10 protein-coding genes are annotated in these 13,487 nt (G+C 43.2%); 6 read left to right on the forward strand and 4 right to left on the reverse strand.

The window, feature by feature from the left end; translation table 11 throughout:
* Positions 1–178 precede the first annotated feature (178 nt).
* Positions 179–886, forward strand: a complete 708-nt coding sequence (locus RMX89_RS16900) for a M15 family metallopeptidase (RefSeq protein WP_322689716.1) — start codon at positions 179–181, stop codon at positions 884–886.
* Positions 887–1,091: 205 nt separating this feature from the next.
* On the opposite strand, the gene RMX89_RS16905 is transcribed toward RMX89_RS16900, so the two are convergent.
* A complete protein-coding gene (locus RMX89_RS16905) occupies positions 1,092–1,565 on the reverse strand; it encodes a TspO/MBR family protein (protein ID WP_322682920.1) in 474 nt (157 codons plus the stop codon).
* A gap of 90 nt (positions 1,566–1,655) precedes the next feature.
* Positions 1,656–2,129: a TspO/MBR family protein gene (locus RMX89_RS16910; RefSeq protein WP_322672498.1), complete on the reverse strand. Its 474-nt coding sequence runs from the start codon at positions 2,127–2,129 to the stop codon at positions 1,656–1,658.
* A gap of 308 nt (positions 2,130–2,437) precedes the next feature.
* Here RMX89_RS16910 and RMX89_RS16915 point away from each other — a divergent pair, with 308 nt between their 5' ends.
* On the forward strand, positions 2,438–2,620 hold the full coding sequence (locus RMX89_RS16915) for an addiction module protein (protein ID WP_322689774.1): 183 nt from the start codon (positions 2,438–2,440) through the stop codon (positions 2,618–2,620).
* 555 nt (positions 2,621–3,175) lie between these two features.
* Positions 3,176–5,899, forward strand: coding sequence for a CHAT domain-containing protein (locus RMX89_RS16920; protein WP_416211989.1), 2,724 nt, complete (start codon positions 3,176–3,178; stop codon positions 5,897–5,899).
* An 84-nt stretch (positions 5,900–5,983) separates the two neighbouring features.
* Here RMX89_RS16920 and RMX89_RS16925 read toward each other — a convergent pair whose 3' ends face one another.
* Positions 5,984–6,388 carry a four helix bundle protein gene (locus tag RMX89_RS16925; RefSeq protein WP_322689718.1) on the reverse strand — a complete coding sequence of 135 codons (405 nt, stop codon included), beginning with the start codon at positions 6,386–6,388 and terminating at the stop codon, positions 5,984–5,986.
* A gap of 179 nt (positions 6,389–6,567) precedes the next feature.
* Here RMX89_RS16925 and RMX89_RS16930 point away from each other — a divergent pair, with 179 nt between their 5' ends.
* From RMX89_RS16930 to RMX89_RS16940, 3 genes are all read left to right on the forward strand, one after another.
* Positions 6,568–7,536 (forward strand): DUF1822 family protein, encoded by a 969-nt coding sequence (locus tag RMX89_RS16930; protein WP_322689719.1) that lies wholly within the window; start codon positions 6,568–6,570, stop codon positions 7,534–7,536.
* A gap of 183 nt (positions 7,537–7,719) precedes the next feature.
* Complete coding sequence (locus RMX89_RS16935) at positions 7,720–10,062, forward strand: CHASE2 domain-containing protein (RefSeq protein ID WP_322672503.1); 2,343 nt, start codon at positions 7,720–7,722, stop codon at positions 10,060–10,062.
* A gap of 190 nt (positions 10,063–10,252) precedes the next feature.
* The gene (locus tag RMX89_RS16940) at positions 10,253–11,056 is read left to right on the forward strand and encodes a DUF928 domain-containing protein (RefSeq protein WP_322689720.1); all 804 of its coding nucleotides are present in this window, start codon (positions 10,253–10,255) and stop codon (positions 11,054–11,056) included.
* Positions 11,057–11,357: 301 nt separating this feature from the next.
* On the opposite strand, the gene RMX89_RS16945 is transcribed toward RMX89_RS16940, so the two are convergent.
* Positions 11,358–13,463, reverse strand: coding sequence for a M3 family metallopeptidase (locus tag RMX89_RS16945; protein WP_322689721.1), 2,106 nt, complete (start codon positions 13,461–13,463; stop codon positions 11,358–11,360).
* Positions 13,464–13,487 lie beyond the last annotated feature (24 nt).

Consider the following 13,487-nt stretch of genomic DNA (forward strand, 5'->3'; position numbering starts at 1 on the left):
CGAAATAACAAATGAGTACCCCGAAATAACAAATGAGTACTCCGAAATAACAAATTGTTCAGGGTTGAGAAAAATTGGTATTGCACGCAGAGCCGCAAAGGATACAGAGGAAGAAGAGAATCGTTATGCACAATGCTATGCTTGCGTTAAAATGCGTAAGTCCTGTGTATCTGACTAGATGAGACCTTATCATCAAATCCCAATTTTCGAGTGTGGTGAACCGCTAATCAAGATTCCTTTAGAATTGTTTGCGGTGGAATCTCCCCATCCTTATGAAAAGTTAGGTGCGCCTTATGGCGATCGCTCTCCTTATTATCTTCGTCAAAGCGTCATTGAAAATTTGATTCGAGCGCAAAATTATCTTAATCTCTTGCATCCTAACTGGCGGATTCAAATTTTTGATGCCTATCGCCCAGTAGCAGTCCAGCAGTTTATGGTAGATTACAGCTTCGCCCAAGCAGTGCGGGATAGAGGACTAACTAATGTAGAGTTATCAGCAAACCAACGCCAAGAGATTTGGGAAGCGGTTTATGCAATTTGGGCTGCACCGAGTTTAGATGCAAAAACTCCGCCTCCTCACAGTACTGGTGGGGCGGTGGATGTGACGCTGGTAGACGATGTAGGACAAATAGTAAATATGGGTTCGCCGATTGATGAAATGTCAGAGCGATCGCATCCCGATTATTATGCCAATAGCGATCGCTCAGAAACGCAAAAGTATCATACTCATCGTCAACTATTGCGAGATGTAATGTTAAAAGCCGGCTTTCAACGCAATCCTAGAGAATGGTGGCATTTTTCTGTTGGCGATCAAATGTGGGCTTGGCTAAATAATCAATCTAATCCAGCCAATCCTACCACAGCACGTTATGGGCGGCTTGTATAGATGCGTTATTACAAAAAAATTCAGGAGTCAGAATTCAGAATTCAGAATTGAATTGGAGTCTAACTGGCAGACTTGCTCAATCTAATGCTGAATAAATGGTGATACTAAATGCGAAATCTTTCTTACGGAATCCATAAGGAATAAATAAGCGTTCATCCTACACTTTCTTCTTCTGACTACTGAATTCAGACTACTGAATACTTCTTCAAGCATCTTGAGGATTCAGTTCTTTTAACTCGTCGGTGGTGTAAGTACCAATGGGAGTCCAAACTAGATAGGGAACGAGTAACAACGCCGCTATTAGAGAAATCGGTAAAACGCAGATTGCCAAGACAACGCCTGAAATCAAACCGATTAGCCCAAGAACTTCCCCAATTTTGAGACTGCGAAACCTCAACATTGTAGGTATGTAGGCGACGGTGATAATTTCCACCAAGAGGTACAAAGCCATTAGTAGCCAAGTAATTATGCCTCCGGGATTTTTTTCCCAGACAAAATAAGCTGAAGCTGCACCGCAAATAAAAATCACAGTCCAGATAATTGGAATCAGCGGCTCAAAAACTAGCCAGCGAGGGCGACTTAAGTTTGCAAACCATTTAACATCACGTGGCGTGATGAAGAAACTACCAAGGGCGACGAAGAAAGTTACAGCCCCAATTATTATCCAAGATGGAATCATAATGCACTCTTGCTTTGTGTATTTTGTCAATTCATACACTGCAAGTTTGACAATTTAGACTAGATGTTTAATCATTCTCTGGTGCGATTCTTAGGCATCTTGAGGATTGAGACTCATCATCTGCCAAGTGGTATAAGTACCAATGGGACTCCAGAGTAAATAAGGAACTAGTAATAGGGCTGCCCAACCAGAAAAACCTAAGACTGCAAGTATCAATAAAATATCAATAATCAAACCTGTGCCACCGAGAATTGTACCCACTTTCAGACTGCGAAGCTTAAACATTACAGGCGTATAGGCAATGGTAACAATTTCTAATAGCAGATATAAACCCATGATTAACCAGGTTGAGGTGCTTCCTGGGTCTTTTTCCCAGACAATATAAGCTGACCAAGCACCGCAAATAAATATTACAGTCCAAATAATCGGAATTGCACCCTCAAAAGTTAGCCATCTCGGTCGTTGTAAACGCTTGAACCATTGGCGATCGCTAGGCGTAATCACGTTCGCTGCTAAAGCAACCAAGAAAGCCACGCCCCCAATCACCATCCAAGATTTAATCATGCCCGTTAGTCCTTTACAAGCGCTATTTATCGCTTAATACCACTCTTTATAGTCTGATTTTGTCAATTTAATTGCTAATTACTCATCATCCCTGAGTTTGAAACCTTCACATCGTTTGGCAGGATTTTAAATTATATAGCAATCTGATTTGATTTCTGAATTAATCATAGGGACTAGGGACTGGGGACTGGGGACTGGGAAGAAGGAATAAAGCTGTACTGAGTTTTTTTCACGCAATCAAATATGAGTCCTATAGGCATTGGGAAGAAACGGTAGAGAAACTTAGGCTTGAACTTTCTCAGCTATCCATAGAAGAGCGTGCAGAGCTTGCTTACTTTTTGATCCATTCTTTAGACAAAGAAGTGGATAAAGATATAGACCTTGCTTGGGATATTGAGTTAACACAAAGGTTGGAAGATATTATTAGTGGAATAGTTTCTGGTGAACAGTCAGATAAGGTATTCACCGAACTGCGAGACAAGTATTCGTAAAGCCGATTATTATCCACACCAAAGCACGAGAAGAGTTAGATAATTTCGGCTACTACGAGAAGCAAAAAGCAGGTCTAGGGCTAGATTTTTTATCTGAAGTGGAACAGTCTATTAGCAAGATTCAGCAAAACTCGAACATAGGAGCGCCGTATAAAATTGTAGGGCTGCGTCGTTATGTGATTCAGCATTTTCCTGATCTCATCTTCTATGCATAATTTGAAGAGTTTATCTGGATTGTTTGCAATAGCACATAGCAAGCGCAGACCGGATTATTGGAGAAGGCGATTTCAGTGAGTTTTTGATTAAGGTTAGCGATCGCTTTTTAACTACAACAGATTACATGATGAGGTAGAGATAATCGTAGGGGTACCAATATGTTGTGCCTCTACCCGTGTACTTCATTTATTTTGTTAATCAAGTTTCACCGCGATCGCTATAAATAAGAAAATTGTGGAAGCTCAAAGATTGATCGGGAATAGAGATGGTAACATTAGCCTGTTAGCCTAATAGTTCATCCTATGTGTTTCTGGTTATCACCTACCTCTCGTCATGCTTATGGCTAAAACAACTAGGATTTTTGGCGCAAATTCTCTAAAGTTTAAAAGCAGGGGTCGAGAAACGGCAAGGACGCGCTGGCTCACCCCCCTAACTCACTTTTTACGTTTACCTTTGTACTTCCTGGTCGCTTTGCTATGCATTGTCGGTTCACCAGTGCTAGCAAAAGTTCCTGGCTCAATCAATTCTTTATCCCAACTGCCAATAAATAGTATAGTATCGCTGGCTGTGCCCACTGATGCCGCCTCACTCTTACAGCAGGGCAAAGTTTTATACAGTAATGGCAACTTTGCCAAAGCTGTAGAAGTTTTACAACAGGCTGTCCAAATATATAAGCAGCAAGGGGAGAGCCTTGCACTAGCAGTCACATTGGGTAATCTTTCTTTAGCTTACCAGCAACTCGGTGCATGGAATCAGGCGCAGCAGGCAATTACAGAAAGCTTAAATGTACTCCAAGAACCGGATAAAAACCAAAATCTGCAAATATTTGCCCAATCACTAGATATTCAAGGTCGTCTGCAATTGGCAATGGGAAAGTCCGAAGCGGCTTTGGCAACTTGGCAGCAAACAGAAGAAATTTACAAACAAGCAGATAATCAAAGTGGCGTGGTGCGATCGCTAATCAATCAAGCACAAGCGTGGCGCACTCAAGGATTTTACCCGCGAGCGATCAAAACCCTCGATCGAATAAGTCAGACGTTAAAATCTCAACCAGATTCTCTAGAAAAAACAGTGAGTTTGCGATCGCTCGGTGATGCTCTTTTGGTATTGGGCGATTTGAAAAAGTCACGTCAAGCATTAGAAGAAAGTCTGATAATTGCTCAAAATCTCCAATCAAGCGCTGATATTGGGGCCAGTCTGTTCAGCTTGGGGAATAATGCCCGTAAACAAAATCAAAAGGAACAGGCGATCGCCTATTATCAAAAAACAGTCGCAGTATCTCCCTCACCCCTAACAAAAGTTCAAGCACAACTCAATCACCTGGGACTACTGATCGAAGATAAAGAATGGGCAAAGGTGCAAACTCTTTTGCCGTCGATTGAGTCCCAACTCAGGCAACTCCCCCTCAGCCGTGCGAGTATTTACGCTCATGTTAACTTTTCACAAAGTTTGGCAAAAGTCAAGAGTGGTGTATTACAAGCATCGAGTCAGAGTTTTTACTCAGGATTAAGTACAAAAAACTCCGCAAAATTACTTGCTAGTGCCATCCAGCAATCCCGCAGCTTAGAAGACAAGCGGGCAGAGGCTTATGCTCTAAAGAGTTTAGGCGGCTTGTACGAAGAAACCAGACAGTGGTCAGAAGCGCAAGACCTGACCCGGCAAGGATTAGCTTTGGCACAGAGTAGCAATGCACCAGAAATTACCTATAGCTTGGAGTGGCAGTTAGGTAGATTGCTTTGGGCACAAAAAGATATTAATGGTGCGATCGCCGCTTATGATGCTGCTGTAGACACTCTTGAATCTCTCCGCAGAGATTTAGTAGTCAATAAAGATGTAGTAAACCAAGATGTGCAATTTGATTTCCGGGACAGTGTAGAACCCGTCTACCGCCAGTCAGTAGAGTTACTGCTGCAATCTCAAAAAGGAAAACCAAATGAAAAAATATTGGAGAAAGCACGCGAGCGGATTGAAGCGCTCCAACTAGCCGAATTAGACGACTTCTTTCAAGAAGCTTGTCTGCAAGGCCAGAAAGTAGCCCTCGATCGAGTAGTAGACAAAGACAATACCAAGGCTGCCATCCTTTATCCAATTATTCTTCGTGACGAACTCCAGGTAATTGTCAAAATTCCCAAACAATCTCTGCAAAGCTATAGTACCAAGATTTCCCAAGGGGAAGTAGAGCAACTCTTAATAAAACTGCGAAGAAATCTTGTCGATCCAACTGCTACTAAGATCGTCCAAACCCAATCGCAACAAGTTTACAGTTGGCTGCTTAAACCCATTGAGTCACAATTGCAGCAAAGTGGCGTCGATACGTTAGTGTTCGTCCTAGATGGGCCATTACGCAATTTACCAATGGCAGCTCTCTACGATGGTAAACAATATTTAGTAGAGAAGTATGCGATCGCCCTGAGCGTCGGTCTACAACTTCTCGACCCGAAACCGCTAATTAAACAGCAGCTCAGAGCGCTAACCGCAGGACTGACTCAGCCGCCGCCAGGATTTCCCAAGTTTGCACCATTGCTGGCGATCAAATCTGAATTTGACGGTATTACGAAAGCAGGAGTTTCGACAACTAGCCTATTGGATGGGGATTTTAAGAAAAAGAATTTGGAAAGTGAAATTGATGCTGCTTCATTCAACATAGTGCATTTGGCAACCCACGGTCAGTTTAGCTCTCGCCTCGAAGACACTTTTATTTTAGATTTCGATGGTCAGATAAATGTCAAAGATTTTGATACTCTCTTCCACAGCCAGGGTAAAACCGTAGTAGAATTATTGGTTTTGAGTGCTTGCCAGACAGCAACAGGAGACAGCCGTGCAGCACTGGGTCTTGCAGGAGCAGCTGTCCGAGCTGGGGCACGTAGTACCATCGCTTCTTTGTGGCAAATTGATGATGAATCAACAGCGATGTTTGTTAGTGCTTTCTATCGAGAACTCAAGAGTGGCAAAATCACCAAAGCCGAAGCAGTCCATCGTGCCCAACTACAACTGCTGAAACATCCCAATTACAGAGCGCCAAGCTTTTGGTCTGCTTATGTATTGATTGGTAATTGGTTGTGATTTGGGGATTGGGGACTGGGGATTGGGGACTGGGGATTGGGGACTCGTTCATCTAGCTCAAAACCTCAAATCACCAATCACTAATCACCAATTACCTAATCTAGTGCCATACTCTTCTTTACCTTGTTGTTGGGAACGAATGAAACGACAGTAACCGTTAAGACCTTTTTCAATCTGGTCTTTAAGTTGACTAACCCAGTGTAATTGTTCTGTATTGCAGTACCCCAGGCTTTCAGCAATAATGAAGGCACTTTTAGTCTCAGTTAATGAACCACGAGCAATGTACATAAAACGCAATCTATCTAGATAATGATAACGTCCGTAGCCCTCAGCTATGTTCAGTAAAACACTACAAGCCGATCTTCGTAATTGCTCGCTCAAATTGTAACGCTCAAAAGTTGGCAACCTATCTGCTAGTCGATAAGCTGCTTTTAGTAGCTTGACGCTATCTTGATAGAAGTCTAAAGACTCAAAACCTCTATCTCCCATATCATCTTAATAATATACAAACAATTCCTCAATTTTATGGGATATTTTTACCTAATCCCCAGTCCCAAGTCCCCAGTCCCCAATCCCAATTATCTTTTTCCAGTATTCAGTTTTGTGGCATAAATTTATTGAATGCGGGTGATATATACATAGCAGCATTGAACCCTAGAAATTGACTTATGAATAACTCCACCTATCAGCTAGATGATTTCGCTTTAACATTGCCAATTTCCCAAACAGCTCGCATAACTGCCCAGCAATTTGCTAACCAGCAACCAAATCTTGAAAAAGCAGAGCAAGTCCGGCTGAATATTTTAGCTGTATGGGTGGTGAATGACTACTTGCAGATGATGGATATTCCTACCGATCTTCAAGCTAGTGACAGTTGGAACCCAATTGTGCGCCTTTGTGGGGATGTCGCTGATTTAGAACTGCCCTCAATTGGCCGTCTGGAGTGTCGCCCTGTCCATCTGCATCAGGAGATATGTTTTATTCCTCCAGAAACTTGGGAAGAACGGGTGGGTTATTTAATAGTTCAATTTGATGAATCGCTCGAAGAAGCAAGGCTGCTTGGTTTTATCCCTAGTGTAGCAACCCAAACAGTTCCTTTAGCGCAACTGCAACCATTGGAAGCGTTTATCGATCGCATCTGGGAACTGCGTCAATCCCCAGCTAATTCATTAGTGAATTTGAGCCAATGGTTTGCTGGTATATTTGAGACTGGTTGGGAAACTATTGAATCGCTGTGGAATGTGCCGGAACTTATGCCAAATTATGCCTTTCGCAGTGTTGAAACTTTAGAATTAGATACCCTCAAACAACCAGAATCAATTACTAAACGGGCAAAAGTGATTGATTTAGGTATCCAAATCCACAACCAACCTGTGATGTTGATTGTAGAAATCAGCCCCGAAAAAGATCGACAAACTAGTATTCATCTCCAATTGCACGCCACTGGAAATCAAATTTACTTGCCACCAGGAGTTCATCTCACTGTTATAGATAGTTCAGGAGCAATATTTCTTGACGCTCAATCGAGAAAATCAGACAACTACATTCAGTTGCAGTTTCGTGGTGAACCTACAGAGCAATTTAGTGTTAGGGTCGCCTTGGATAATACCAGTATTACCGAATATTTCCGAATTTGAAATATGTAACTATCTTCCTTGTTTGTCAGTAATTTATTAAGTGATAATTCATTAATTGAAAATTAAAAATTAAAAATCCAAGCTAGTTTTTGGGGATTTTGAAAAAAATCTGTAGATACTTGTGAAGCTTGCGATCGGACATTAGAACAGGGCACGATCTTGCATGGGGAAATAGCGACGGTTATGGGTAAATTAGTGGCGATCAAATTTGGAGAGGGTAGTTTTGAGCAGGGGTTTGCTGTCACCCTCCAAATTGGTGAAGAACACGAGCGTGCTACAACCGAAATCACTGGGAGGCTCCCTTCATTCCCGGAAATGCCGCTCTATTATAGTCATTGGCAGTCTAGTTATCGGCAGATAGGTAATCGTTATCGCCTCCATGCTGACAAAATGCAAGTGACGAATGTATCGATGGTGCAAGACTGCGAAAACGCTTCTCATATTTTGCGGGCACGCTTTAATACCTGGCTGCGAGCAGAGGAATTTCGCCCTTTGAGGGAAAAATGGTTAGAAAGATTATCATCCAGCGACGAAGTACGGGTAATTTTGCAAACAGAAAATAGCCAATTGCAGCTATTACCCTGGCATCTGTGGGAGTTATTAGAACGCTATCCCAAAGCTGAAATTGCCCTTTCTTCACCATCTTACGATCGCATTCACAAGCCACGCACTCTCAATCAATTAGTCAATATTTTGGCAATTGTCGGCAATAGTAAAGGGATTGATACCCAAGCCGATCGAGCTTTACTGCAACAGTGTAGTAACGCACAGGTGAGCTTTTTGGTAGAACCACAACGTAAGGACTTGACTGAGCATCTCTGGGGAAAAAACTGGGATATTCTCTTCTTTGCCGGACACAGTTCCAGTCAAGGAAATGGCGAAAGCGGACGAATTTATCTGAATAGAACTGATAGTCTTACCATTGGCGAGTTAAAGTACGCTCTCAAAAAAGCCATTGAAAATGGTTTGCAATTAGCTATATTTAACTCCTGTGATGGCTTGGGATTGGCGCGAGAATTAGCTGATTTGCAAATTCCTCAAATAATTGTCATGCGCGAACCCGTCCCAGACCAGGTTGCGAAGGAGTTTTTAAAATATTTTCTCGAAGGCTTTGCCGGTGGCGAGTCTTTATATCAAGCGGTACGCCAAGCACGGGAACGCTTGCAAGGACTTGAGGATAGATTTCCTTGTGCAACTTGGCTACCAGTAATTTGCCAAAATCCGGCGCAGATACCACCGACTTGGGATGAATTAAGGTCTACAAAATCTGAAGATGAAGAGCCAGCAAGTTTACCTTTGTCTAACAAACGCAGATTTAAGAGAACTGTGTTATCCAGCTTGGCAGTTACAGCCTTGGTTTGTGGCGTGAGATTGGTGGGATTGCTAGAAAATCCAGAGATTCAAGCCTTTGATTTAATGATGCGATCGCGCCCCACAGAAGGACTCGATCCCCGACTGTTGATTATCACAATTGACGATGAGGATTTAGCAATTCAAAGACAAAATGGCGAGTCCTTAATTGGAGCTTCTATTTCGGAAAAATCTCTGAATAAACTCTTAGCAAAACTGAATCAATACCAACCCAGCGCGATCGGCTTAGATGTCTACCGTGATTTTCAGGCCAAAGAGCCAGATTTAATTACTCGTCTCCAGCAAACTCAGAACTTGGTTGGCGTATGCAAGGGGAGCGATCGCACAGGAAATATCAAAGGCATTAAGCCGCCACCAGAAATCCCTCCAGCAAATCTGGGATTCAGTGACTTTATTCACGATCGCGATGGAGTTATTCGTCGGCATCTTCTGTTCATGAAGCAAGAGGCGACATCATTGTGTACTGCTGAATATTCCTTCAGTTTACAACTAGCATCCCTTTATCTGCACCCTTTAGGAATTCAAACAAAGTTCACCCCTGAAGGAAATTTGCAGTTGGGTAAGACTATTTTTGAGAATTTGAAGTCTCGTACTGGTGGCTATCAAAATATTGATGCGAATGGCGGTCAAATCTTACTCAACTATCGTTCTTCAAAAGAAATAGCCGAACAGGTAAACCTAAGGCAATTTTTATCTAGTCCAATTAACCCTAACGCCATCAAAAACCGGATTGTTCTCATTGGTGTGACTGCAAAGGGTGATTCTCCAGACACCTGGCCTACACCTTATGGTATTCCTTTAGACGAGCAAATGCCAGGAGTACTGGTACAAGCTCACATGGTCAGCCAGATCCTTGGTGCAGTCCAGGATGGGCGGCCGTTGCTGCGAGCTTGGTCATGGTGGGCAGAGGTAATCTGGATTTGGGGCTGGTCTTTGATTGGGGGAGTCCTAGCTTGGCGCAGGTTTTCTTTACCCTGGTTGGCGTTGGCAATGGGTGTTGCTTCTAGCGTTTTGTATGTAGTTTGCTTTGGTCTGTTAATTTCAGGTGCTTGGGTGCCTTTCGTACCGTCGGCTTTATCGTTGTTAGCTATGGGAGTTTTAATGTCAATTTATAGTAATTCAAAAACAAAAGTGCGGGCGGGGAATGGGGAATAGGAGCAGGGGAGCAGAGGAGCAGAGGAGATGAGGGCACAAGGGGACAAGGGGACAAGGAGATAAACAAAACTCCTAACTCCTAACTCAGCACGGGCTAAACGCCCCGCTTCCGCTAACAGCACTCCTAACGCCCAGTGCCCAATCTAAAATCTAAAATCTAAAATCTAAAATCCGATGAGGTCAGGTTTCTATGAATTCAAATTCACAACCGATAAAGCTGTTTTTAGTAGTAGCTTTTAGCTGTACAAGTTTATCAGTTAGTCTGACTCCAGTACTGGCGAAACCAACCCCTAATCGCTCTGATGCTAAAACAATCCTTGCTCAAGCTAAAACCTTTAATCAACCTCCAATTCCAGCTGGCTCCCCTCCTGGAGGTCGCGTTCGTGGTGGAGCGAAGCGCACCGGGCCGGAGGGATGTCCACTTACTAAACCTGACCTGACTGCTTTAGTCCCCTTTACTCAGGAAGCTAACTCAGTGATTAATGTCTGGGGACAAACAACAGTAGAACATCCAAGTTGGTTTTTCTATGTGCCATATACCAAAGATTTGCCCTATACAGTTGAATTTGTGTTGCAAGATCCAGATGCTAACGAGGTATACAAAAAAGCGATCGCTCTACCGGATAAGCCCGGAGTCATCCGCGTTTCTTTGCCTAGCACTGCTCCCACTTTAGCAGTAGGCCAACAATACCGCTGGTTTTTCACAATTAACTGTGACAAGCAACAGAATGCTCCCCCAAGTTTTGTTGAAGGGGTAATAAAACGAGTTAACCTCAGTCAACCAACAGTCAAACAACTAGAAACGGCAGAACCTCTAAAGCGCTATGCTATCTATGCCCAAAATGGGATATGGTACGAGGCACTGACAACGTTGGCTGAACTGCGTCAAAAAAATCCTCAAGATGCAGCCCTGAAAGCAGAGTGGCGAAATTTGTTAAGCAGCATCCGTTTAGATGATGTTGCCGGAGAACCCATTCTTCCAGGAACACCTTAAACTAGGAAAAAATTTTTAATATAGCAAGGGACTGGGGACTGGGGACTGGGGACTGGGGACTGGGGACTGGGGACTGGGGACTGGGTGAAAAGCCTTTTTGTGTCTAAGTTTTATCGTCTGTTGATGTCCTAACCACCTTGACTGTTGCTATACCAATTTGAAAAAAGAATGGAAAAAATAGACCATTTGTAGAGACGCGATTCATCGCGTCTTGACTTTACACCGATTCATCGATTGAATTGGTATAAGCAAAGATTTGATGTAGAGACGTTGCAATACAACATCTCTACAGTTGTGTTGTTTACTTTGCAGCAGCACTTACTAAACCATTGTGCCTGAGCAAAGCGATCGTACTTGGTTCACGACCCCGGAAAGTTTTAAACACCTCCATTGGATGCTTGCTACCACCGAGTGCTAGTACCGTATCCCGATAACGCCGACCTGTCACTTTTATAGCTTCTTCATTTTCTAGCCCAGCTTCTTCAAAAGCGGCAAAAGCGTCAGCACTTAGTACCTCAGCCCATTTGTAACTGTAGTAACCTGCTGCATAACCACCCTCAAAAATGTGCCCAAAAGAACACAGTATTGAATCTTCTGGAAGTGGTGGTAAAACAGTAGTAGTCTTAGCTATGCGATGACGCACATCTGCTGGAGTTTCATTGCTGCCAGAACGATAGCGGTAATGTAGTTCTAAATCAACACTGCTAAGGTGAATTTGGCGTAACATACCAGTACCACTCATATAATTACGCGCCGCTAGCAGCTTTTGATAATAATGCTCTGGTAGAGCTTCTCCAGTTTCGTAGTGTTTAGCCATACCAAACAAAGTGGGTCGCTCATAACACCAGTTTTCCATAAACTGACTGGGTAGTTCCACTGCATCCCATTCCACATTATTGATACCTGCGGCTCCCGCATAGTCAACCTTGGTGAGCATGTGGTGCAATCCATGACCAAACTCGTGGAACAAAGTCTCTACTTCATAGAAAGTCATCAAACTCGGCTTACTATCTACTGGGGGAGTTTGGTTACATATCAAATAAGCCACAGGCAAACGGATGGCAGTTGCATCATTTTCATTTTTGGCACGATTGATGCATACATCCATCCAAGCACCACCACGTTTTTCTGCTGGACGGCTATAGGGATCTAAGTAGAAGTAAGCGATGGGAGAACCAGTTTCATCGGCTATTTGAAAATAACGGACATCTTCATGCCATACTGGGGCTTGGCCATCAGCAGGGGTTACTGTAACACCAAATAGCCGCTTAACAAGTCCAAACAAGCCATCTAGCACTTGGGGAAGGGGAAAATAGGGACGTAATTCTTCAGCGGTAAAGGCAAATTTTGCTTCTCGTTGGCGTTCTGCCCAAAAGCTGATGTCCCAATGTTTTAAATCTTGATATTCTTCTCCATAAGATGCAGCAAAAGCTTGGAGTTCTTTTAAGTCTTTGACAGCAGCATCATAACTGGCCTGGCGTAGTTCTTCTAATAGTGCTTCAACTGCCTCAACGTTAGGAGCCATTTTACTTGCAAGGCTCAATTCGGCAAAACTCTTAAAGCCAAGTATATCTGCGAGTTCTTGCCGTAACTCCAAAATACGCACAATTAACGGGTTATTATCTAAATCGCCACTAGAAGCGCGAGTGATATGAGCTTTGTAGAGCTTTTCACGCAAATCTCGACGGGTACTGTGCTGCATGAAAGGGCCGTAGCTGGGGAAGTCTAAAGTAATGCGCCAAGGGCCATTTTCTGGTGTGGCGTTCTCTTCTCCCGCTGCTCGTGCAGCTTGAGCGGCTAAACTCACCAAACTTGGTGGTAAACCATCAATTTCTGCTTTTGTTGTCAGGGTTAAGCTAAAGGCTTTCGTGGCATCAAGTACATGGTTAGAGAATTTAGTAGAAAGTTCTGCCAACTCCATCTGAATGGCATTGAAACGGTCTCTTGCCTCTCCTTTTAAGCCAACACCAGAAAGTTCTGCATCTCGAATGGCAGCTTCTACAATGCGCTGTTGGGCTAATTCTAAAGTTGCCCAACTATCACTGCTACGAAGTGCCTTAAAAGCATTGTAGATGGGTTGGCTTTGACCGAGTTTGTTGATAAATTGTACGACTAGTGGCTGTACGATTTCATGAGCTTCGCGCAGTTCCGGGCTATTTTTAACACCCATTAAATGATTTACCACCCCCCAACTCCAGGTAAGCCGTTCTGTCAGCTTTTCTAAGGGTTCTACTAAACCACTCCAAGTCGGCTGTACATTAGCCTCTAAAGTGGCAAGTTGCTGGTCAAGTTCTGCTAGCAACTGATTGAAGGCGGGTACTACTCGTTCTGGTTTAATCTCTGTAAATTGAGGTAAACCAGTGCCTTGGAGTAAGGGATTATCGGAAATAATGGTACTTGCACTCATGATTTTGTGTGAACTGCGAACGAA

This window comes from Nostoc sp. DedSLP04, assembly GCF_034530775.1.
Lineage (GTDB): Bacteria > Cyanobacteriota > Cyanobacteriia > Cyanobacteriales > Nostocaceae > Nostoc.